The following is a 23,983-nucleotide window of genomic DNA, read 5'->3' as shown; positions in this document are numbered from 1 at the left end:
AGGCTTTTTGCTGAGTAATCACGTGTTTATCACATGTTACTGCTTATTTTGCTGGTCGTTGTGGGACAAGCTGTAAACGTAGGAGGCGAGCAGGTGCACCTTGTCTTCACCCAGAATATCCTTCCAGGCCGGCATCACGCCGTGACGACCGTGGGTGATGGTCTGCTCGACCACCTGACGGGAACCGCCGTAGAGCCAAGTGTTGTTGGTGAGATCCGGGGCTCCGAAGGCGATGCCGCCCTTGGCGTCCGGACCGTGACAGGCGGCGCAGATGGTGAAGCGCGCTTCACCCTTCTTGGCTTCCACCATGTCCACCTTGCGACCGGAGAGGCTCAGCACGTAGGAGGCCACTTCCTTGACTCCGTCCTTGCCGAGGATCTCGCCCCAGGCAGCCATCACGCCCTGACGACCACCCATGATGGTGGTCTTGATCTGGTCGGGCGCGCCGCCCCATTGCCATTCGCTGTCGGTCAGGTTCGGGAAACCGCGACCACCGCGGGCATCGGAGCCATGGCACTGGGAGCAGTTCTGCAGGAACAGACGCTGACCCACCTTGCGGGCTTCGGGATCGGCGGCGATCTCTTCGATGGCACGATAGGTCTTGCCATCGGCCTGATAGGCCAGCTCGCGGAACTTGGCGCCGTAGATCTCGTCGGCCTTGATGAGCTCGCGATCGTACTCCACCGCGCGCCCTTCGGCCTTGGCGGAGGCCGCCGCAGCCTTGGACTCGGCCAGCGAGCGGACGTCCTGGTTGGAGCTCTGCCAGCCCAGTACGCCCTTGAAGTTGCCAAGGCCCGGGAAGGCGACCAGATAGACCAGACCGGTGACGATGAAGAAGAGGAACATGTAGGTCCACCACTTCGGCAGCGGGTTGTTGATCTCTTCGATGCCGTCGAAGGCGTGTCCCATGGACTTGCCCTCTTCCACCCCCATCTTGTCGCGCAGGCACCAGACCAGCAGCAAGAAGCAGCCGAGGATGGTCCCCAGACTGATGACGGTGACAAAAATGCTAAACAAAGTGCTCATTATTGTTTCGCTCCTGCGTTCTTGTTATCAGCACTGGGTTGCTCGTCGTCGGCAAAAACCAGATTGGCAGCCTCGTCGAAGGAGGTCTTGCGGCGTTTGCTGTAGGCCCAGACGATGATGCCGATCATGATGGCCATCAACAGCAGGGTATACAGGCCGCGAAATGTGCCGTAATCCATATCCTGACTCCTTTATTTCAGGGCATGACCCAGTGATTGCAGATAGGCTACCAGCGCATCCAGCTCGGTCTTGCCCTTCACGGCCTCGCCGGCACCCTGAATGTCGGCATCCGTGTAGGGTACGCCGAAGTGATCGCGGAACAGGGCCAGCTTCTTGCCAGTCAGTTCACCGGTCAGCACGTTGGTGTCGAGCCAGGGGAAGGCGGGCATGTTGGACTCGGGTACCACGTCGCGCGGGTTGATCAGGTGAGCACGGTGCCAGTCGTCGGAATAACGACCGCCAACCCGGGCCAGATCCGGACCGGTACGTTTGGAGCCCCACAGGAAGGGGTGCTCCCACACGCTCTCACCGGCGACCGAGTAGTGGCCGTAGCGCTCGGTTTCGGCGCGGAACGGACGGATCATCTGGCTGTGGCAGACGGTGCAGCCTTCGCGGATGAAGATGTCGCGCCCTTCCATCTGCAGAGCGGTATAGGGCTTGAGGCCCTCGACCGGTTCAGTGGTCTGCTTCTGGAAGAACAGCGGGGTGATTTCGACCAGGCCCCCCAGGCTGATGGCAAATATGATGCCGACCACCAGCATGGGAACGCTCTTTTCAAAGATCTCGTGACGGTTATTGTTGCTCATGCTTTGACCTCTTCAATCATGCTGGCTGTGCGACAGGTTCCAAGGAACCTTTGGGCGCAGTGATGGTGCGATAGGCGTTGTAGGCCATCAGCAACATGCCGGTGACAAAGAAGCAGCCACCCAGGAAGCGCACGAAGTAGAAGGGATAAGAGGCCTGCAGCGCTTCTACGAAGCTGTAGGTCAGGGTGCCGTCGTCGTTGACCGCACGCCACATCAGACCCTGCATCACCCCGGAAATCCACATGGCGACGATGTAGAGCACGGTGCCCACGGTAGCCAGCCAGAAGTGGACGTTGATGAGCTTGATGCTGTACATGCGGCCCTGGCCGAACAAGTTCGGGATCAGGTGGTACACGGCACCGATGGAGACCATGGCAACCCAACCCAGTGCGCCGGAGTGGACGTGACCGATGGTCCAGTCGGTGTAGTGGGAGAGGGCGTTGACGGTCTTGATCGCCATCATCGGGCCTTCGAAGGTGGACATGCCGTAGAACGACAGGGACACGATAAGGAAGCGCAGGATGGGGTCATAACGCAGTTTGTGCCAGGCACCGGAGAGGGTCATGATGCCGTTGATCATGCCGCCCCAGGAGGGCACGAACAGGATCAGGGACATCACCATGCCCAGCGACTGGGCCCAGTCAGGCAGCGCGGTATAGTGCAGGTGGTGCGGACCGGCCCAGATGTAGAGGGAGATCAGCGCCCAGAAGTGAACGATGGAGAGACGGTAGGAGTAGACCGGACGACCCGCCTGCTTGGGCACGAAGTAATACATCATGCCGAGGAAGCCGGCGGTCAGCAGGAAACCTACCGCGTTGTGGCCATACCACCACTGCACCATGGCATCCATGGCACCGGAGTACATGGAGTAGGACTTCATGCCGGAGAGCGGCACTTCCATGTTGTTGACGATGTGCAGCACGGCCACCGTGATGATGAAGGCACCGAAGAACCAGTTTGCCACATAGATGTGGGAGGTGGTGCGCTTGACCAGGGTGCCGAAGAAGACCACGGCATAGGCGACCCAGACGATGGTGATGGCGATATCAATCGGCCATTCCAGCTCTGCGTACTCCTTGGAGGTGGTGTATCCCAGCGGCAGCGAAATGGCGGCCGAGAGGATGATCGCCTGCCAGCCCCAGAACACGAAGGAGGCAAGTTTGCCGCCGAACAGTCGGGTTTGACAGGTGCGTTGCACCACATAGAAGGAGGTCGCCATCAGGGCGCTACAGCCAAACGCGAAGATGACCGCGTTGGTGTGCAGAGGGCGAAGGCGACTGTAAGTCAGCCAGGGAGTATCAAAGTTGAGGGCAGGCCAGATCAACTGGGCTGCGATCAGTACGCCAACCGACATGCCGACAATTCCCCAGACAATCGTCATGATGGTGAACTGGCGAACAACGGTGTAGTTGTACTCAGGATGGTTAGTTGTATGGCTCATCGTTGTATTCCGCTTCCGATGCTGCTGTTGTTTGATTTTGTGTCCAGTGACGTGGACCGACTTCATTGGCTACTGCTTTTTCTCTTGTTAACAACTGTTAATAAAAGGAAAAGCAAAAAGTAGCTAAATGAAAATTCAATGGGAATGATACTGAACTGACAGGTAAAATAACAGTATAAACAGTGATATATTTGGCTCCGTTGGGTCTCGCCTGTTCAATTATTTACCTTGCGCGAGATCACGAAAATGTCATTTTTCAGGCATCTTACAAGGCTGTTTTTTCATGAAAGAGAGACTCACTTCACGCAAAATTGTCCATTTGGCGATCGTATTGGCCATTTTGCTCGGATTGGTTGCCTATCGAACCTGGTTCGGCAACGTACAGACGGCGATGGCGGGATCAGGAAAAGATCAGATTTGTGATCTGTCCCACACCAGCTGCAACACCCGGCTGGGCGACAAGCCGTTGACCGTGCGTGTTGCCTCGCTGCCGGTGCAGGCCGAACGTGACTTTGTGATACAGCTTCAGGGCGGCGATCCGGCCGTGACGCCGGTAAAAGCGTGGCTGGAGGGGCGGGACATGTTCATGGGGACCATTCCGGTCAACTTTGAGACCACCGAGCAGGGCTGGCAGGGGACTACCCTGGTGGGATCCTGCACCACGCCGCTGATGGTCTGGCTGCTCAATATCGAGTGGAGCAATGGCCAGCGCCAGCAACTGGCGCTCTCCGTCGCCCGCTAAATACCTCGCCTGATTGAAGAAAGGATGGGGGGGAGGTGAAAATTGATTTGAATTTTTCAGGCAGGGCGTTACCTTGCACTGATTGTCAGGGAGTGAAGTTCATTTAATCATGATTGAAAAACAAGCATTTTATCGCACCTTCAACCAGCAGGCCCAGGCATTGCTGGAAGGGGAGCCTGATCTCATCGCCAACCTGGCCAACCTGTCTGCACTGCTCAACCAGGAGCTGGCCGACATCAACTGGGTCGGCTTTTACCTGTTGCAGGGCGAGACCCTGGTGCTCGGCCCGTTTCAGGGCAAGCCGGCCTGCGTGCGCATTCCGGTCGGGCGCGGGGTGTGTGGTACGGCGGTGGCCGAGGGCAAGACCCAGCTCATCGACGACGTGCACCAGTTTGAAGGCCACATCGCCTGCGACGGTGCCAGCAATGCCGAAATCGTGATCCCGCTGCGGCGTGGTGGCGAGATCATTGGCGTACTGGATATCGATAGTCCAATCTTTAACCGCTTTGATGCGCAAGACCGGATTGGACTGGAAGAAACGGTGCAAATTTTGGAAAGCATGCTCTAAGTCATTGCTTGATGGTTCGCAAAAGGCCCCAAGCTCTCTATAATGGGGCCTTTGTTGTGCTCGGGTGTGCCCGCGCGTTTATATGAAAGCCAAGGTTATACATGGAAAACACTGAGAAGCTGAAGAACAGTAAAGAGATCGTTGCCTACCTGGTCGAGAAATTCCCGGCCTGCTTCATTGCTGAAGGAGAGGCCAAGCCGCTCAAGATTGGCATCTTCCAGGATTTGGCCGAGCGTCTTGCTGACGACGCCAGAGTCTCCAAGACCATGCTGCGTTCTGCTCTGCGTCAATACACCTCCAGCTGGCGTTACCTGCATGGCCTCAAGGCCGGCCAGGCCCGTGTCGATCTGGACGGCAATCCGGGTGAGCTGCTCACTGAAGAGCACATCGAGCACGCCAAGCAAGCCCTCAAAGAGAGCAAAGAGCGCGTCTTTGCCAGCCGTCGTACCAACACCAAGGAAGAGAAGGCCAAGCAGCCACGTCGTCCTGCCCCGCGCAAGGCCGATGCTGCCGCCAAATCCGACAAGCCGAAAGCCGCTCCCAAGGCTGCTCCCGTCGCTGTCGAAGCACCGCTGGTCAAAGTGGATGCCGCTACCCTGAAAGTGGATCAGGGCGTCCGGGTTGTGCTGGGCAAGTCTCCGGTGCCTGCCACCATCAAGGAAGTGACCAAGGATGACGTTCAGGTTCAATTGCAGACCGGCATGATGCTGCGGGTCAAATTCGAGCACCTGGTTCTCTAAGGAGACAAATGTTGAAGCATGGCGTAATTCGTTTTTCCCTCGTTGCCTGTAGCCTGGCGCTTGCCGGGCTTGCACAGGCCATCGAGCCGGTGCTCAAGGAAAGTGATTTGCCTGTGTTGGCTCAGGAGAGCCAACATGCTACGGCTAGCAAGCGAATTGCCAATCTGTTTACCCGCTCGCATTACAAGCAGTTCAAGCTGGACGATGCCTTTTCCTCCGTGATCTTTGACAAGTATCTGGAGAATCTGGACTACAGCCGCAACCTGTTTCTGGCCTCTGATATCAGCCGCTTTGAAAAGTACCGTACCGGTTTTGACACCGACCTCGAGAGAGGGCGGCTGGCACCGGCTTACGAGATGTTCAATCTGAGTCAGCAGCGGCGTTATGAGCGGTTCGAATACGCCCTCAAACTGCTCGATACTCCTTTCGATTTTACCCAGCCCGACAACTACATCTTTGATCGGGAAGGGGCGGCCTGGCCGAAAGACGAAGCCGAACTCAATGAGTTGTGGCGCCAGCGGGTCAAGTTCGATGCTTTGAGCCTCAAGCTCAGCGGCAAGGAGTGGCCTGAGATCAAGGAACTGCTTGGCAAGCGTTACAACAACGCCATCAAGCGGATGTCCCAGACCGAGAGCGAGGACGTGTTCCAGCTCTTCATGAACTCTTTCGCTCGCGCCATCGAACCGCACACCAGCTATCTGTCTCCGCGCAGCGCCGATCGTTTCAACACCGAGATGAACCTCTCGCTGGAAGGGATTGGTGCCGTGCTGCAGGCCGAGGATGACTTCACCGTTATTCGCTCCCTGGTGCCCGGTGGCCCGGCTGCCAAGTCCAACCACCTCAAGCCTGATGACAAGATCGTCGGGGTAGGGCAGGACGACGGCAAGATTGTCGATGTGATCGGCTGGCGTCTCGATGACGTGGTCGAACTCATCAAGGGACCAAAAGGCAGCAAGGTGAAGCTGGAGATCCAGCGTGGCAAGGGCGCCGCCGCCAAGACCGAGCAGATCGAGCTGGTGCGCGACAAGGTGCGTCTGGAAGACCGAGCCGCCAAGTCCAAGGTGATCACCGCCGAAGGCAAGAAGATCGGGGTGCTCGAGATCCCGAGTTTCTACGTCAACCTGCACGACGACGTGATCAAGGAGCTCTCCAGCCTCAACAAGCAGAAGATCGATGGCCTCATCGTCGATCTGCGTGGCAACGGCGGCGGTGCGCTGACCGAAGCCTCTGCCCTGAGCGGCCTGTTCTTCGCCAGCGGTCCCGTGGTGCAGATCCGGGATCACATGGGCCGCATCACCGTCAACGGTGATGATGATGGCAACGTCTACTACGGCGGCCCCATGTCGGTGATGATCGACCGATACAGCGCCTCGGCCTCCGAGATCTTTGCCGCCGCCATGCAGGATTACGGCCGCGCCCTGATCCTCGGCGAGAACTCGTTCGGCAAGGGCACGGTGCAGCAGCATCGCAGCCTCGCCAAGGTGTACGACTTCTACGAGCAGCCGCTCGGTCACGTGCAGTACACCATCGCCAAGTTCTACCGGATCAACGGTGGCAGCACCCAGAACAAGGGTGTCGCCCCGGATATCAGCTTCCCGACTGCGGTTGCACCGGAAGAGACGGGCGAGAGCCGCGAGTTCAATGCCTTGCCGTGGGACAAGATTGCATCGGCCAAGTATGACAAGCTCGGCAACTTCGCCAGCCTGCTGCCCAAGCTGCAGTCTGCCCACGAGGCGCGGATCAGCAAGGATCCGGAGTTTGCCTACGTGATGCAGGACATTGCCGACTACAAGGAGGAGAAAGACAAGAAGTCGGTCTCCCTCAACGAGGCGGAGCGTCTGGCGGATCAGGCCAAGCAGGACGAGAAGGCTCTCAAACGCACCAACGAGCGTCTTGCCCGTCTCGGCAAGCCGGCGGTGAAGAGTCTGGATGAACTGCCTGCCGATTTCGAGGCCCCCGACGAGTATCTGGTCGAGGCTGCCAACATCACGGCGGACCTGGCCAAGCTCAGCAAACGCAGCTGATCATTGGTGAGTCAATTAATCAACAAGGGCGACTGAGGTCGCCCTTTCTTTTACCTGAATGCAAACTATTTGACCCTGCCAACCGGTTGTGACAGCCTCTGACACGTCAATTACAAGCGTGGAAGCAAACAATAATGACCGATCACTCCCAGGCCATGACGGCCAAATATCGCCAGGATTACCGGGCTCCGCTCTACTGGATCGACAGCATCGATCTCGACTTTCAACTGCAGGAGCCGCTGACCCAGGTGACCGCCATCTCCCGTCTGCGGCGCAATGGCGAGCACAATGAACCGCTGGTGCTGGATGGGGAGGGGCTCTCCCTGCACAGCGTCAGCGTGGACGGAGTGCCCTTCACCCAGTACGAGCAGGGTGAGAGCAGCCTGACCCTGTTCAACCTGCCGCGCCGAGTGCGTGCTGACCATCGTGACCCTGCTGGATCCGGCCGCCAACACCGCGCTGGAAGGGCTCTACAAGTCCGGCGACGCCTACTGCACCCAGTGCGAGGCGGAGGGCTTTCGCCGCATCACCTATTACCTGGACCGGCCCGACATCCTGGCCCGTTACAGCACCCGCATCACCGCCGACAAATCCCAGTTCCCTTTCCTGCTCTCCAACGGCAACAAGGTCGACAGCGGCGATCTGGGTGACGGCCGCCACTTCGTGCAGTGGCAGGATCCCTTCCCCAAACCGAGTTACCTGTTTGCCCTGGTGGCCGGGGACTTCGATGTGGAACGCAGCCATTACGTCACCAAGAGCGGCCGCAAGGTGGCCCTCGAGATCTTCGTCGACAAGGGCAACCTGGATCGCGCCGGTTTTGCCATGGAGAGCCTCATCAACTCCATGCGCTGGGACGAGCAGCGCTTTGGCCTCGAGTACGACCTCGACATCTATATGATCGTGGCGGTGGACTTCTTCAACATGGGCGCCATGGAGAACAAGGGGCTCAACATCTTCAACTCCAAGTTCGTGCTGGCCAATCCGGCTACCGCCACCGACAGCGACTACCACGGTATCGAGCGGGTGATCGGCCACGAATACTTCCACAACTGGACCGGCAACCGCGTCACCTGTCGCGACTGGTTCCAGCTCAGCCTGAAAGAGGGGTTGACGGTGTTTCGGGATCAGGAGTTCTCCTCCGATCTGGGCTCACGCGGGGTCAATCGCATCAACAACGTGCGCACCGTGCGCGGCCCGCAGTTTGCCGAAGATGCCGGCCCCATGGCACACCCGATCCGCCCGGATGTGGTGATCGAGATGAACAACTTCTACACCCTGACCGTCTACGAGAAGGGCTCGGAAGTGATCCGCATGCTGCACACCCTGCTGGGTGAGGCTGCCTTCCAGGCTGGCATGCGCCTCTATTTCGAGCGCTTTGACGGCCAGGCGGTCACCTGTGATGACTTCGTGCAGGCGATGGAAGATGCTTCCGGGGTGGATCTCGGCCGCTTCCGCCGCTGGTACAGCCAGTCCGGCACTCCCGAGCTCACCGTGACCGACGAGTACGATCCCGCAAGCGGCGTCTATCGTCTACACGTGAGCCAGCACACCCTGCCGACCCTGGATCAGCCGCAAAAACTGCCGCTGCATATTCCGCTCGACATCGAACTCTATGATGAGCAAGGGGCCGTCATCCCGCTGCAGTATCAGGGCAAAGCCATCGGCAATGTACTCGATGTGCTGGAAGCACAGCAGACCTTCGTGTTCGATCGGGTGGCGGTCAAGCCGGTGCCCTCCCTGCTGCGGGACTTCTCGGCCCCGGTCAAGCTGCATTTTGACTACAGCGACGAGGCGCTGGCCTTCCTGATGCGCCATGCCCGCAACGAGTTTGCTCGCTGGGATGCGGCGCAGATGCTGATCAACAAGGCGGTCATCGACGGCGTGGCCCGGGTGCAGCATGGGCAGGGGGTTGAGCTCTCCCAGACTCTGCTGGCGGCCTTTGTCGCCATTCTGGACGACGGCGAGCTGGATCCGGCCCTCAAGGCGGAGATCCTGGCGCTGCCGGGTGAGGCGACCCTGGCCGAGCTGTTCGAGGTGGCCGACATCGATGCCATCCATCAGGTTCGCAACGAGATCCACACCTCGCTGGCCCACGCCTTCGGTGCCCGTCTGACGAGCAGTTACGAGGCGCTGCGCCTGCCGGCTTATCAGGTGGTGCATGCCGACATGGCCAAGCGAGCGCTCAAGGGGGTCGTGCTGGGCTATCTGGCGGCGCTCGACGCCGGCAGTGCCGATCTGCTGGTACGCCAGCAATATGCCACCGCCGACAACATGACCGACACCCTGGCGGCGCTGCAGGTGGCCAACAGCCATCTGCTGCCGTGCCGCTCCGAGCTGCTGGCCGACTTCGAAGGCAAGTGGGCCAAGGATGGTCTGGTGTTGGACAACTGGTTGCGACTGGTGGGCTCCAAGCCGGCGGAAGACGTGCTGGAGGAGGTGAAGCTGGCGATGGCGCATCCCACTTTCAGCATCCGCAACCCGAACCGGTTGCGGGCGCTGGTGGCCAGTTTTGCCATGAACAACCAGGTGCAGTTCCATGCGCGCGATGGTCGCGGCTACCGCTTCCTGACCGATCTCTTGATCGAGCTCAACGAGGTCAATCCGCAGGTAGCCTCCCGCCTCATCACCCCGCTCATTCAGTTCAAGCGGCTCGATGAGGGGCGCAAGGCGCTGATCCGCGCCGAGCTGACCCGTCTGGCCAACCTTGAGGGGCTGGCACGGGATCTGTTCGAGAAGGTGAGCAAGGCACTGCAGCAGTAAACCCGACGGGGTGGGGGAGCCATCTCCCGCCCTTTCAACACCCGGGCCGTTTATCAGACCAGAGGAGTCATCGTGAAGCAGTTTACCTTTCGCCTGTCCCTGAGCCACGACGAGGTTATGCTGATGTATCAGGGCCATGCCAAACGGCTGGTGGTACGCAGCGAGCAGGGGCTGACCCTGGAGCTGGGCATTGAGAAAATCCGGCCTTTTGTCGCCATCAGCGGGGTACATGGCTATTTTCGCCTCAAAACCCAGGACGATTATCGCTTTATCAGCCTTGAACGCATAAATTAACAAAACTTGAACATATTTCCGCGTAATTCACTGCTTTCTGTCACTATCTATCCGGTAAATCCGTAACCATCCAGTGGGATTTTCTGTTTTTTGCCAGAACGGCAAAATTTTTCACAGCTTAAGGCGTGATCTGAACCTTGTTTTTAACAACTCATTATCACCTTTGCTCGCCTTCCTTGATCCAAGACATTACACTTCGCAGCAACTCTGTACCGGTGGGCATCCAGGGTGGATGTCTCTGTGTCGGTGGTTAATGTCGTCCGATAAGGAATATAGAAATGGCATTGAAAGACGCCCCTACCTCAGTTCTGCTCGAAAACGTTCTCAGCCTGATCCATCAGAAGTTGCCCAAGAAGAGTGCCTCCCTGGTCGAGTGCTTCGTCGCCAAGTTCTACGGCAACATGGCGAGCACCGATCTGCACGATCGCAATGACAGCGATCTCTATGGCGCCGCGCTCAGCCTGTGGAATGCGCTCAATCAGCGCACCTCGACCTCCCCCTATATCCGGGTCTACAATCCCGAGCTGACCCGCCATGGCTGGCAGTCTCCCCATACCATCGTCGAGATCATCCTGCAGGACTCCCCCTTCCTGGTGGACTCCATCCGCATGGCGCTCAAGCGCCGGGGCATCACGGCGCACATGATGCTGCACCAGCCGCTGCACCTCATTCGCGGCAATGAGGGCAAGATCAGCGCCATTCTGGATCTCGACAACAGTGCCGAACAGACCTCGGTCGAGACCGCCTTCCTCATCGAAATCGATCACCTCACCAGCGAGGAGCAGATGGAAGGGCTGACCGCTGAGCTCAATTCGGTGGCCGGTGAAGTGGCGCTGGCGGTCGGTGACTGGCAGCCGATGCTGGCGCGCCTGAACGAGATCATCGACGAGCTGCCCAAGCGCAAGAACCCGGTCAGTCAGGCCGAAGTGGACTCCTGCGTTGCCTTCCTCAAGTGGGTAGCCGCCCATAACTTCACACTGATGGGCTATCGCCGCTATGACGTCAAGGCGGTGGAGGGGGATCACGAGATCCTGCCCCAGGCCGACTCCAGCCTGGGCCTGATGAAGAACTCCATCAAGGAAGTGGGGCAGCGTCTTGGCAACATGCCGGCCAGTGCCCGTCACGCGGCGCTGAGTTCTGACCTGCTGATCCTCACCAAGTCCAACAGCAAGTCGCGGGTGCATCGCCCGGCGTATGTGGATTACATCGGCATCAAGCGCTTCGACGAGCACGGCAAGGTGGTGGGAGAGGATCGCTTCATCGGCCTGTATGCCTCCTCCATCTACAACACCAGCGCAACCCAGATCCCGCTCATCAGTCACCGTCTCGAGCACATCATGGCCGCCTCCGGTCACGAGAAGGGCTCCCACGCTTACAAGGCGCTGCTGAACGTACTGGAAACCTACCCGCGCGACGAGCTGATCCAGGCCCGTGAAGAGGAGCTGCTGGCCACCGGTCTTGGCGTGCTGGAGATGCAGGAGCGCGACATGCTGCGCCTGTTCGTGCGCCGCGACGTGTATGGCCGTTTCTTCTCCTGCATGGTCTATGTCACCAAGGAGCGCTACAACACGGCGCTGCGGGTCAAGACCCAGCAGATCCTGCAGAAGTATTTTGGCAGCAGCGAAGAGGTGGAGTTCAACGTCTACTTCACCGAGGGCGTGCTGGCACGGACCCACTACATAGTGCGGGTCAACAACAACAACGTGGATGTGGATGTGAACGAAGTACAGAACAACCTGATTGAAGCGGCCCGCAGCTGGGACGATCGCCTCGACTCCGTGCTGCTCTCTCACTACGGTGAAGCCCGCGGCAACGAACTGCGCCGCCGTTTCAGCACCGCCTTCCCCCGTGCCTACAAGGAAGATGTGCTGCCGGGTTCCGCCGTGGCCGACATCATGGAGCTGGACAACCTGAGCGAAGCCAATCCGCTCGGCATGCTGTTCTACCGCGCCCAGGAGGAGGAGAACGATCGCCGGGTCCGCCTCAAACTGTTCCACCGCACCGAACCCATTCACCTCTCCGATGTGCTGCCTATGCTGGAAAACATGGGGCTGCGCGTCATCGGCGAAACCCCGTATCAGGTGCGCACCCCGGCGGGCGACATCTTCTGGATCCTCGACTTCTCCATGCTGCTGCATGGCGAGCAGCCGTTCGATCTGGAACAGAGCCAGCAGCGCTTCCAGCAGGCCTTCGCGGCCATCTGGAACAAGCAGCTGGAAGATGATGGCTTCAACCGCCTGGTGCTGGGGGCCGGCCTCACCGGTCGTCAGGTCTCGGTGTTGCGCGCCTATGCCAAATACATGCGTCAGACCGGCGTCTCCTTCAGCCAGTCCTATATCGAAGAGACCCTGACCCGCTACCCGGATATCGCCCAACTGTTGTTCACCCTGTTCGAACAGCGCCTGGATCCGGCCGGCAAGCAGGACGCCAAGGTGCCATCGCAAGATGCCAAGGCATCCGCCAAGCTGCACGAGCAGCTCGCCGCCAAGCTGGATCAGGTAGCCAACCTGGATGACGATCGCATCATCCGCCGCTATGTGGAGATGATCGACGCCACCCTGCGTACCAACTACTACCAGCTGGACAAGGCAGGCCACATCAAGCCCTACATCTCCTTCAAGCTGGCCCCCTCCAGCATTACCGACATGCCGCTGCCGCTGCCCAAGTTCGAGATCTTCGTCTACTCGCCGCGGGTGGAAGGGGTGCACCTGCGCTGGGGCAAGGTGGCCCGTGGCGGTCTGCGCTGGTCCGATCGCAAGGAGGACTTCCGTACCGAAGTGCTGGGTCTGGTAAAGGCCCAGCAGGTGAAGAACACCGTCATCGTGCCGGTCGGTGCCAAGGGCGGCTTCTACTGCAAACAGATGCCGGCGGGGGCCCCCGTGCCGTGATCCAGGAAGAGGGCAAGGCCTGCTATCGCCTGTTTATCCGCGGCCTGCTCGATGTGACCGACAACATCATCGGCGGCGAGGTGATCCCGCCGAAATTCGTGGTGCGTCACGACGAGGATGATTACTACCTGGTAGTGGCTGCCGACAAGGGCACCGCGACCTTCTCCGACATCGCCAACGAGATAAGCCTGGAATACGGCCACTGGCTGGGCGATGCGTTCGCCTCCGGCGGCTCGGTCGGCTATGACCACAAGAAGATGGGCATCACCGCCCGTGGCGCCTGGGAATCGGTCAAGCGGCATTTTCGCGAGATCGGCGTAAACTGCCAGACCACCGACTTCACCTGCGTCGGCATCGGCGACATGGCGGGGGACGTGTTCGGCAACGGCATGCTGCTCTCCGAACACACCCAGCTGGTGGGCGCCTTCAACCACATGCACATCTTCATCGATCCGACCCCCAATGCGGCCAAGAGCTTCGTCGAGCGCAAGCGCCTGTTCGAGCTGCCCGGCTCCAGCTGGGATGACTACAACCGTGAGCTAATATCACAAGGGGGCGGCATCTTCCTGCGCTCGGCCAAGTCCATCAAGCTGAGCCTCGAGATCCAGACCCTGCTCGGTACCGACAAGGCCAGCATGGCGCCGAACGAGCTGATCAAGGCGCTGCTCTGCCTGAACGTTGATCTGCTGTGGAACGGCGGCATCGGCACCTATGTGAAGAGTTCCCGCGAGAGCGACGCTGAAGTGGGCGATCGCAGCAACGACGTGCTGCGGGTCAATGGCCGCGATCTGCGGGCCCGCATCGTGGGTGAGGGCGGCAACCTCGGCTTTACCCAGCTGGGCCGGGTGGAGTACGCCAGCCAGGGTGGACGCATCAACACCGACTTCACCGACAACGTGGGCGGGGTGGATTGCTCTGACAACGAGGTGAATATCAAGATCCTGCTCAACCAATTGGTGGCAGCCGGTGACCTGACCCTCAAGCAGCGCAACCAGATGCTCTATGAGATGACTGACGACGTGGCGCAGATTGTCATCACCAACGCCTACCGTCAGTCCCAGTCCATCTCGGTGACCAGTTTCCGCGGTGCCGAGCAGCTCAAGGAGCAGCAGCGTTTCATCCAGGGGCTGGAGCGGGAAGGCAAGCTGGACCGCGCCCTGGAGTTCCTGCCCTCCGACGAGGAGCTCTCCGAGCGGATGGCGGCAGGGCAGGGGCTGACCCGACCCGAACTGGCGGTGCTGGTGGCCTACGGCAAGATGGTACTGAAAGAGCAGCTCAACTGCCCGGAAGTGACCGACGAGCCCTTCCTCGCCAACATGCTGGTGACCAGCTTCCCGGCCAAGCTGCAGCAGCAGTTCGGGGCGGCACTGGCCCAGCATCCGCTGCGCGGCGAAATCATCGCGACCCGGGTGGCCAACATGCTGGTCAATGACATGGGGCTCAACTTCGCCAGCCGGATGAAGGACGAGACCGGTGCCTCGGTGGCGGAAGTTGCCTGCTGCTTCGCCATGGCCCGCGAGGTATTTGGCCTCAACCAGCTGTGGCGCGACATCGAAGGGTGCGACAACCTGGTAGGGGCAGAGACCCAGCTCGAACTGATGTTCTACAGCCGCCGCATCGTGCGCCGCGCCACCCGCTGGTTCCTGCGCGCCCGCAATCGCAGCTGGAGCATCAGCGAGAACATCGCCTTCTTCCGCCCGGCCTTCGAGACGCTGGGTCAGCACCTCTACGAGGTGATGGACGAGAGCGAAGTGGCCGAGCACCAGCAAGCGGTCGCGGCTCTGGTGGCCAAGCAAGTGCCACAAGCCATCGCCCGTCAGGTAGCCCACATGAGCAGCCTCTTCTCCAGCCTGGATCTGGCGCAGATCGCCGCGGAGCACAAGACCGACATCCTGCGTGCCGCCAACGTCTACTACCGTCTCGGCGCCAAGCTGGATCTGCACTGGTTCCTCGACCAGATCAACCATCAACCGGTGGGCAACCACTGGCAGGCGATGGCGCGGGCCTCCTTCCGCGAAGATCTGGACTGGCAGCAGCGCAGCCTCACTTCCGTGGTGCTGGAAGGGTGCAAAGATCAGGGAGAATGCGCTACCATACTGGCCGACTGGATTTCGGAGCATGAGCAACTCTTGTCCCGTTGGACCCACATGTTGGCCGACTTCAAGACCACCAGTACCCACGAGTTCGCCAAGTTCTCGGTGGCCTTGCGGGAGTTGAACCTGCTCCAGTTGAATTGCCGAGCACTGTAATTGCCAGTTAAGGCATAACAGCGGTATCACACCCAAAGCCCCGGCCAGTTGCCGGGGCTTTTTTTAAGGAGCAAACATGCTGTACCCTCTCGCCAGGCATTTCCTGTTCAAGCTCAACCCGGAACAGGCGCACGATCTCTCCATCAAATATTTGCCCCGCCTTCTCGGTACGCCGCTTGATTGTTTCTTCCGCCACTCCTTGCCCAAACGCCCCGTCACTGTCATGGGGCTTTCTTTTGCCAATCCGGTGGGTCTGGCGGCCGGTCTGGACAAGGATGGCGAGTGTATCGATGCCTTCGGGGCCATGGGATTCGGCTTTATCGAGGTCGGTACCGTCACCCCCAGAGCCCAGAGCGGCAATGACAAGCCGCGTCTGTTCCGGGTGATTCCGGCAGAGGGGATCATCAACCGGATGGGCTTCAACAACAAAGGGGTCGACCATCTGGTTGCCCAGGTCAAGAAGGCCAAATATCAGGGGGTGATCGGCATCAATATCGGCAAGAACAAGGACACCCCCATCGAGCAGGGCAAGGATGATTACCTGATCTGCATGGACAAGGTGTATGACCACGCCGGTTATATTGCCGTCAATATCTCTTCTCCCAATACGCCGGGGTTGCGTTCACTGCAATATGGCGATGCGCTGGATGAACTGTTGGCTGCCCTCAAGGTCCGTCAGCAAGAGCTGGCCGCGCAATATAAGAAGTACGTGCCACTGGCCGTTAAAATTGCGCCGGATTTGACCCCGGATGAAATTAATCAGGTGGCCGTATCCTTGATAAAAAATGGCATTGATGGGGTGATTGCCACCAATACCACCCTTGAGCGCGACATGATTTATGACATGCCCCATGCCGCTGAAGCGGGTGGGCTCAGCGGTCGTCCGCTGCAGCACAAGAGCACCGAGGTGATTCGCCAGCTGGCCAAGGCACTGGATGGTGCGCTGCCCATTATTGGCGTAGGTGGCATCGACAGTGCCATGGCGGCCCGCGAGAAGCTGGCGGCAGGTGCCAGTCTGGTCCAGATTTACAGCGGCTTTATTTATAAGGGCCCGGATCTGGTCAAAGAGATTGTGACCCATATATAAGAAATAAATCGGTGCCCTTTATTTAAAGTTGCTGAAATTCTCGGCATGGAATAAAGTCGAGTAACGACTTTCAGTAAGGGCACCTGCATGTGTATCCAACCCAATGACAATTGGCAGTGGCATTATGATGCTCATGATGATCGTCTGATGCTGGATTTATCCGATCGCATGATCTTTGCCACCGAATATAAAGGGCGACAACTTGTCCCCTGTTCCTTCACCACCCAGCCTTTTTGCGTGGATGATGCAGCGCTCTATTATCAGCTGATGGAGAGGGTTGCTGAACTGGAGTGGAGCGTACCGCATCAGGTTCAGCTGGTACTCAATGCCATCGCTGTCAGCCGCTTTTACAAACCCCTGATGCCACAAAGCTGGTTTTTTGGGGAAACCCACCCCGCCATTGCTCCCGAAACCGGTGCGCTGGTGTGCATGGGCACTCCGCATGGCAAAGGGGAGTTTCTGGTGATCGAAGCCGGGGAACAGGCCAGCGTCTGTTTGAACCTGACTGACGATCTCATATTGACCACCAGCAAGACACTACCCCGTTTTGGCGTTATCAAGGTGATGAACAATCGAATGAGCCCAAGGCCGGTGGCACAGGCGCAATATCGCCAAGTGAGTTGAATCTCGGGTTATTTTATAGCAAGCCTTTATCCTCTCATTCGGTTCATCCTGATGAACACTCACTCGTCCCCATTCTGTTCCTATCATTAGTCTTGATTATTTCAGGCGACTGCTTTTGTGCAAAAAATGCCCTCCGATCAATTTGATAAGAGGGCGGCAAACACACACTACAGGAGGAATAAGCGGTTGTATCAACAACACGGGGTTATTCTAAATCCTGTAGTTTCTCTTGAAACCTGATAGATGTGACAGTCGGACAATAGCGATATGAACAGGGAGGTGAGGCAAAAAAATAGCCCTCCCGTTTACGGACGATAACGGGAGAGCCAAACACGGGGTTTACAGAAAGGACTTGCTCTGTCGTGGGAAATAATAACGAATTGAGTCTTGTTTGACGCCTGTCAGATATGGCAGCTGAATGGCTCGCCTATTCTTGACCATGGTCATGTCATATATGGTTGCAGCCTCAGCAAGGTAATGCCGTGCCAATGAGAGGCGCCGGAGTGCACCAGGTGATTGTTTGAACTGTGCTGAGTAGCCCGTACGTTTTTTCTTCGTCATATCCTTCCTGCGCTCATGCCTCGCCAGAACGGCCAAAAGGTCGGAGGCGGCGCATGTCAGATACCCTCGGTTTATGTCGTCACTGGCAAGCTTTTGCTGCTCCGGATCGCAGCTTAAGGTATAATGCGGCACTATTTTTATGGGTTCCCCGTGAGCGTGATGAAAGAATTTTTTGCAACCTGCCCAAAAGGGCTGGAAAACCTGTTGGCCGTCGAGCTGACCAACCTGGGCGCAGAGCAGGTCCGTGAGACCGTGGCTGGCGTGCATTTCAAAGGCGAACTGGCCATTGGCTACAAGGCCTGTCTGTGGAGCCGTTTCGCCTCCCGCATCGTGCTGGTGTTGTCCGAATTCCAGATGAATGACGACCTGGATCTCTATCTGGGTGCTCACACCATTCCCTGGGAAGAACACTTCTCCGGTACCTCCACCATTGCCGTGGATTTTACCGGTACCAATCCGGCCATTCGCAATACCCAGTACGGTGCCCTGAAGATCAAGGATGCCATCGTCGATCGCTTCACCAAGCGCGGTCATGTGCGTCCTGACGTGGACAAGAAGTCGCCGGATATTCGCATCATGGCGCACCTGGGCAAAGGCAAGGCCAATATCACGCTGGACTTGTCAGGCCCGGCGCTGCACCAGCGTTTCTACCGTCAGGGCACCGGCGAGGCGCCGCTCAAAGAGAACCTGGCCGCCGCCATGATTGCTCGTAGCGGCTGGGCCGGTGAGCCCATGATGGACCCCATGTGTGGCTCAGGTACGCTGCTGGTGGAAGCCGCCTTTATCGCCGCCGACATGGCACCGGCCCTGCGCCGTGAGCGTTTCGGGTTCGATCGCTGGCTGCAGCACGATAGCGAGCTGTGGCAGAGCTTGCTGATGGAGGCTCAGGTACGGGCCAAGCGCGGCATGCAGCGCTGTGAAGTGAAGCTGTTTGGTTGCGATGCCGACAGCCGTGTGCTGCTCAAAGCCCGCGACAACGCCAAAGCCGCCGGTGTGGCCCATCTCATCACCTTCAAACAGGCCGATGTCACCGCGCTGGAAAACCCGCTGCCGATGCCGGCAGTGGAAGGGGAGGCCCGTCAGGTCGGCATGCTGATCTCAAACCCCCCTATGGCGAGCGTCTTGGCGAGTTCCCGGCACTGCTGGAAGTGCATCAGGCCCTCGGTGATGCCCTGCGTCGTAGCTTCCAGGGCTGGAAAGTCTCCATTCTTTCCGCATCCCCCGAGCTCTTGAGCTGCCTGCGTCTGCGCGCCGACAAGCAATACCGCCTGTTCAACGGCGCCCTCGAGTGTCAGCTGCGCAACTACCAGATTGCACAGGACTCCGTCGCTTCCCAGAAAGAGGTGGCGCAGGACTTTGCCAACCGTCTGCGCAAGAATCTGAAGACCCTGGAGAAGTGGGCACAGAAAGAGAACCTCGACTGCTATCGCCTCTACGATGCCGATCTGCCGGAATACAACGCCGCCATCGACCGCTATCAGGACTATCTGGTGGTGCAGGAGTATGCCGCGCCCAAGGACATTCCCGCCCAGAAGACCCGTCAGCGTCTGCTCGATATGGTTCAGGCCGCCATCAAGGTGACCGGAATGGACGGCGAGAAGGTGATCCTGAAGGTGCGTGAGCGTCAGGAAGGCAAACAGCAGTATCAGAAGCTCTCCGAAGAGCAGCACCGGATGGAAGTGCAGGAGTATGGCGCCCGTCTGTGGGTCAACCTCTACGACTATCTGGATACCGGTCTGTTCCTCGACCACCGTCAGACTCGCCACATGCTGGGTCAGATGGCCAAAGGCAAGCGCTTCCTGAATCTGTTTGCCTATACCGGCAGTGCCACCGTGCACGCAGGTCTCGGCGGTGCCAGCGAGACCACCACAGTCGACATGTCCCACACCTACCTGAACTGGGCACAGGACAACATGCGTCTCAACTCGCTGGTGGGCCGTCAGCACAAGTTTGTGCAGGCCGATTGTCTGAAGTGGTTGTCGGAAGCGGATGAGCAGTACGATCTCATCTTTATCGATCCGCCCACCTTCTCCAACTCCAAGCGGATGGACGAGAGCTTCGACGTACAGCGCGATCACCTGCTACTGATGCAGCATCTGAAGCGTCTGCTGGCGGCCGGTGGCACTCTGGTCTTCTCCAACAACAAGCGTCACTTCAAGATGGATCTGGCCGGTCTCGAGGCCATCGGTCTCAAGGCCCAGAACATCACCCAGAAGACGCGCCCGAAGGATTTCGAGCGCAACCAGCACATCCACAACTGCTGGATCATCACCCATGCACCGGAGCAGGCTGACGCGTGATGCTGACCCTGTTTCACACGGACGGTTGCCACCTGTGCGAACAGGCGTGGGCGCTGGTGGAGGAGGCAGGCCTTGCCGCTACCACCCGCCAGTGCGACATCATGGATGATGAGCAGTGGCTGGCAACCTATCGGGTCCGCATTCCGGTATTGCGGGATGAGGCGGGGCGCGAACTGGGTTGGCCCTTCACCCTGACTGAGCTGCAAGCGTGGCTTGCCAGGCAGGGGTGAGCGGGTGATTTGACGATGAAACGGGGGGAGATCCAGTCTGCCACCCGTTTTTTCATTAGCAATAAGGAACAAGAATGGCTCTTTTGACATTGCACGGCGCGTCGTTGTCGTTCAGTGATTTTCCGCTGCTCGATCAGGCCGAGCTCACCATCGAGCGGGGCGAGCGCCTCTGTCTGGTGGGGCGCAACGGGGCGGGCAAGTCCACCCTGATGAAGGTCATCGCCGGCGAACTGCCGCTCGATGACGGCCGTCTGGTGCTGCAACAAGATTTGAAAGTGACCCGTCTCGAGCAGGATCCCCCCGCGTCGAGCGAACTCACCGTGTTTGACTACGCCGCCGAAGGGCTGGCCGGGGTAGGGGAGCTGCTCAAGCAGTATCACCATATCTCCATGGAGCTGGCACACGATGCCTCCGATGCCAACATCCGCAAGATGAGCCAGCTGCAGGAGCAGCTCGACTACCAGAATGGCTGGCAGTTCGAGACTCGCATCAACCAGGTGCTGACCCTGCTGGGTCTGGATCCCGACGTGACTCTCGACAGCCTCTCCGGTGGCTGGCTGCGCAAGGTGGCACTGGCCCGCGCGCTGGCCTGCGATCCGGATCTGTTGCTGCTGGACGAGCCGACCAACCACCTGGACATCGATGCCATCAACTGGCTGGAAGAGTTCCTCAAGGATTTTCGCGGCGCCATCGTTTTCATCTCCCACGACCGGGAATTCATCCACAAGCTGGCGACCAGGATCATCGACCTGGACCGCGGCGTGATCACATCCTGGCCCGGCAACTACGACGAGTACCTGCAGGGGAAAGAGGAGTGGTTGCGGGTCGAGGAGCTCAAAAACGCCGAATTCGATCGCAAGCTGGCCCAGGAAGAGGTGTGGGTACGCCAGGGGATCAAGGCGCGCCGTACCCGCAATGAGGGGCGAGTGCGGGCCCTCAAGGCGATGCGGATGGAGCGGACCCAGCGCCGTGAACTGCAGGGCAAGGCCAAGCTGCAGCTGGATGAGGCAAGCCGCTCTGGCAAGCTGGTATTTGAAAGTGAAGGCCTGGGGCTGGACTTTGGTGATCGCACCCTGTTCCAGGGGCTGGATCTGCAGGTGCTGCGCGGCGACAAGATTGCGCTGGTCGGCCCCAACGGCTGTGGCAAGTCGACGCTCATCAAGCTGCTGCTCGGCCAGTTGAGCCCAAGTCGTGGCACGGTCAAGGGGGGCACCAATCTGGAAGTGGCCTACTTCGATCAGTACCGCGAGCAGCTCGATCCCGAGAAGACGGTGGTGGACAACGTCGGGGAGGGCAAGCAGGAAGTGATGGTGCGCGGCCGCTCCCGCCACATTCTCGGTTACCTGCAGGATTTCCTGTTTGAACCAAAACGGGCACGCACCCCGGTGAAAGCCTTGTCAGGGGGCGAAAAAAACCGTTTACTGTTGGCCAAATTGTTCTTGAAGCCCAGTAATTTACTGATCCTCGATGAACCAACCAACGACCTGGATGTCGAAACGCTGGAATTGCTGGAAGAGCTGCTGGCGGACTACCCCGGCACCCTGTTGCTGGTGAGCCACGATCGTCGTTTCATCGACAATACCGTGACCGGTTGCTGGTTGTTTGAAGGGGACGGGCAGATCAGCGATTATGTGGGCGGCTACGCCGACATGATGGCCACCCGCGCTCAACAACAGGCACAGCAGTCTGCGCAGCAAGTTGCCAAACAGGCGCAGAGCAAAACGCCAGAGCCTGTCGTGGCGCCGGCGCCTGCTGCCACAAAAGCCAAAAAGCTCTCTTACAAGTTGCAGCTGGAGCTGGATAATCTACCGGCTCGACTGGAACAGCTGGAGGCAGAGCTGGATGTCCTGCAGACCGAGATCAACCACCCCGGTTTCTTCTCCCTGCCGAGCGACCAGACTCAAGCCAAACTGGATGCCCTGAATGCAGCAGAGGCTGCATTGGAACAAGCCTTCTCCCGTTGGGAGGAGTTGGAAGCGTTGAAACATCAGGACTAAGGAAGTAGATGAAAAAGCAATTATCCATGCTGGCCATTCTGGTCAGCGCCAGCCTGCATGCCCAGGCGGCACAAAGTCCCTTTTTCACCATTGTCGATGCGTCCGACAAGGGTTACGCCAGCGGGATCAGCGGCGACGGCAACGGGCTCATCGGGATCAATACCAAGAACAACATGGCCGAGCACTTCTCGACCGTGCGTTTTGCCGACTTCCTGGTCGATCGTTTCCGTTTCGAGCAGGGCTGCATGCTCTCCAACTCGGTCTGCAACTCTTTCTGGAACGACAACAGCAACTTCGCCTATCAGTGGCGTCGTGACTTCCTCGACGGGGTCGACCAGCGCAACAACGTAGGTTACGTGCAGCTGGGCGAGACCGACGGTCTGGTGACTGCCCTGGGCGACGTACCCGGTACCCGGGCGGGCTACAAGATGAGTGGCAAGCTGCGCACTGCCTTCGCCGTGGTCGAGGAGGGCAACCCTGTCGAGCTGAAAGACGGCGCCGGCACTCACAGCCTGAGCGTGCCGACCAGCATCAAGAAACTGGACAACGGCCAGTATCTGGTGACCGGTACCGCCGCCACCGGCAAGAACATTGCCGTCAACTCCGAAACCTACAACTGGTGCTTTGCCGGCAACGACGGTCAGTACGGCGACTACCGCTACTGCCCGGGCCTCAACACCCAGGCCAGCTTCTGGCTGGTCAACAGTACCGGCACCTTCAACAAGCTGCTGCAGGCCAACGAGTATGCCCGCGCCCGCAACGAAGTGGTGCAGACCGCCTCCGCGCTTGGGGTGGGTAAATTCAACGGCAATCTGTACGGGGTAGGGTACTCCTCCACCGGTGAGATCGGCACCAACTACCTGGATGGTCGCAACCTGGCCGCTTACTGGACGCTGGATCTGGATGGCAGCAAGGTAGGCACTACCCAGATCATCCCGCTGGCCGAAGGTGAGCCCGGCAAGGATGACGCCAAGCTGCAACACAGCTGGGCCGTGGGGGTCAACGACAATGGCTATGTCATCGGCAACCAGCTTTATCGCATCAACAAGGGCCAGAACCGCCCGGTCGAGATGTTCGTGTTCAACCTGAACACGCCGACCACCAACGCCGTGGTCTCCCTGCAGGACAAGCCACTCAGCGGCTCCGGCTCGGAAGCAGCCGCCATCAACAACCACAACATGGTGGTTGGCTGGCGTGATTCCCGCCATCAGACCCAACCCGTGGTCAACGGAACCAACCGCATGCAGGAAGGCTTCCTGCTCAACGCGGCGACCGGCAATAACTGGTATCTGAACGATCTCATCTGCGGTCTGGATGATGCGGGTGCCAAGCAGTGTGCCCAGAACGGTTACTACTACCACATCGCTTATGCCAGCGGCATCAGCAGCAACGGTACCGTCGCGGCCACCGCTTATCGCTACAACAGCGAGAGCGATCTGAACAACCGCACCAATGCTACCGTGGTCAGCGTCAAGTTGGCGCCGGTGGTAACCGACTACAAGAACAACGAGCCGCCGGTTATGTGGTCGCCAACGCACCGGTCAACAACCAGACCGGTCAGGATGGTGGCAGCGGTGGTGGCAGCCTGTTCTGGTTGACTCTGCTGGCCCTGCCATTCGCCTGGCTGCGCCGTTTCCAGCGCTAAA

At 59.0% G+C, this 23,983-nt stretch carries 13 protein-coding genes and 4 pseudogenes; 13 read left to right on the top strand and 4 right to left on the bottom strand.

Features of this window, described 5'->3' with window-relative positions:
- Positions 1-36: 36 nt before the first annotated feature.
- From ccoP to ccoN, 4 genes are read right to left on the bottom strand one after another with little or no spacing between them, the layout of a single operon-like run.
- Positions 37-1,026: a cytochrome-c oxidase, cbb3-type subunit III gene (gene ccoP, locus ACPDZI_RS10890; RefSeq protein ID WP_024945236.1), complete on the bottom strand. Its 990-nt coding sequence runs from the start codon at positions 1,024-1,026 to the stop codon at positions 37-39.
- A complete protein-coding gene (locus tag ACPDZI_RS10885; protein WP_005300779.1) occupies positions 1,026-1,205 on the bottom strand; it encodes a CcoQ/FixQ family Cbb3-type cytochrome c oxidase assembly chaperone in 180 nt (59 codons plus the stop codon). The genes ccoP and ACPDZI_RS10885 overlap by 1 nt, the downstream gene beginning before the upstream one ends.
- A 12-nt stretch (positions 1,206-1,217) precedes the next feature.
- A complete protein-coding gene (gene ccoO, locus ACPDZI_RS10880) occupies positions 1,218-1,832 on the bottom strand; it encodes a cytochrome-c oxidase, cbb3-type subunit II (RefSeq protein WP_005300783.1) in 615 nt (204 codons plus the stop codon).
- Between the two features lie 16 nt (positions 1,833-1,848).
- Entirely contained in the window at positions 1,849-3,273 is a 1,425-nt protein-coding gene (gene ccoN, locus ACPDZI_RS10875; protein ID WP_016350679.1) for a cytochrome-c oxidase, cbb3-type subunit I, read from the bottom strand.
- A gap of 283 nt (positions 3,274-3,556) precedes the next feature.
- Between ccoN and ACPDZI_RS10870 the strand changes: the two genes are divergently transcribed.
- From ACPDZI_RS10870 to ACPDZI_RS10810, 13 genes and pseudogenes are all read left to right on the top strand, one after another.
- Positions 3,557-4,015, top strand: coding sequence for a hypothetical protein (locus ACPDZI_RS10870; protein ID WP_438834516.1), 459 nt, complete (start codon positions 3,557-3,559; stop codon positions 4,013-4,015).
- Between the two features lie 109 nt (positions 4,016-4,124).
- The gene (locus ACPDZI_RS10865) at positions 4,125-4,583 is read left to right on the top strand and encodes a GAF domain-containing protein (protein ID WP_438834515.1); all 459 of its coding nucleotides are present in this window, start codon (positions 4,125-4,127) and stop codon (positions 4,581-4,583) included.
- Positions 4,584-4,684: 101 nt separating this feature from the next.
- Complete coding sequence (gene proQ / locus ACPDZI_RS10860) at positions 4,685-5,323, top strand: RNA chaperone ProQ (protein WP_011706143.1); 639 nt, start codon at positions 4,685-4,687, stop codon at positions 5,321-5,323.
- An 8-nt stretch (positions 5,324-5,331) separates the two neighbouring features.
- Positions 5,332-7,347, top strand: coding sequence for a carboxy terminal-processing peptidase (gene prc, locus ACPDZI_RS10855; RefSeq protein ID WP_043122896.1), 2,016 nt, complete (start codon positions 5,332-5,334; stop codon positions 7,345-7,347).
- A 134-nt stretch (positions 7,348-7,481) separates the two neighbouring features.
- Positions 7,482-10,107 (top strand): annotated as a pseudogene (gene pepN / locus ACPDZI_RS10850) (aminopeptidase N).
- 72 nt (positions 10,108-10,179) lie between these two features.
- The gene (locus tag ACPDZI_RS10845; RefSeq protein WP_005300804.1) at positions 10,180-10,401 is read left to right on the top strand and encodes a DUF2835 domain-containing protein; all 222 of its coding nucleotides are present in this window, start codon (positions 10,180-10,182) and stop codon (positions 10,399-10,401) included.
- A 278-nt stretch (positions 10,402-10,679) separates the two neighbouring features.
- Positions 10,680-15,538, top strand: a pseudogene (locus ACPDZI_RS10840) (NAD-glutamate dehydrogenase).
- Positions 15,539-15,614: 76 nt separating this feature from the next.
- Positions 15,615-16,625 carry a quinone-dependent dihydroorotate dehydrogenase gene (gene pyrD, locus ACPDZI_RS10835; protein ID WP_282466102.1) on the top strand — a complete coding sequence of 337 codons (1,011 nt, stop codon included), beginning with the start codon at positions 15,615-15,617 and terminating at the stop codon, positions 16,623-16,625.
- Between the two features lie 87 nt (positions 16,626-16,712).
- The gene (locus ACPDZI_RS10830; protein WP_438834514.1) at positions 16,713-17,249 is read left to right on the top strand and encodes a cell division protein ZapC; all 537 of its coding nucleotides are present in this window, start codon (positions 16,713-16,715) and stop codon (positions 17,247-17,249) included.
- Positions 17,250-17,933: 684 nt separating this feature from the next.
- Positions 17,934-20,110 (top strand): annotated as a pseudogene (gene rlmKL, locus ACPDZI_RS10825) (bifunctional 23S rRNA (guanine(2069)-N(7))-methyltransferase RlmK/23S rRNA (guanine(2445)-N(2))-methyltransferase RlmL).
- Positions 20,110-20,340 (top strand): glutaredoxin family protein, encoded by a 231-nt coding sequence (locus ACPDZI_RS10820; protein ID WP_438834513.1) that lies wholly within the window; start codon positions 20,110-20,112, stop codon positions 20,338-20,340. The pseudogene rlmKL and the gene ACPDZI_RS10820 overlap by 1 nt, the downstream one beginning before the upstream one ends.
- Before the next feature lie 74 nt (positions 20,341-20,414).
- Entirely contained in the window at positions 20,415-22,337 is a 1,923-nt protein-coding gene (gene uup / locus ACPDZI_RS10815; protein ID WP_207136319.1) for an ATP-binding cassette ATPase Uup, read from the top strand.
- An 8-nt stretch (positions 22,338-22,345) separates the two neighbouring features.
- Positions 22,346-23,982: pseudogene (locus tag ACPDZI_RS10810) on the top strand (DUF3466 family protein).
- Position 23,983: the final 1 nt, after the last annotated feature.

Source organism: Aeromonas oralensis (assembly GCF_049665575.1).
Lineage (GTDB): Bacteria > Pseudomonadota > Gammaproteobacteria > Enterobacterales > Aeromonadaceae > Aeromonas > Aeromonas hydrophila.
The sequence above is the reverse complement of the archived record's forward strand: the minus strand, read 5'-3'. Positions and strand labels throughout refer to the sequence as shown.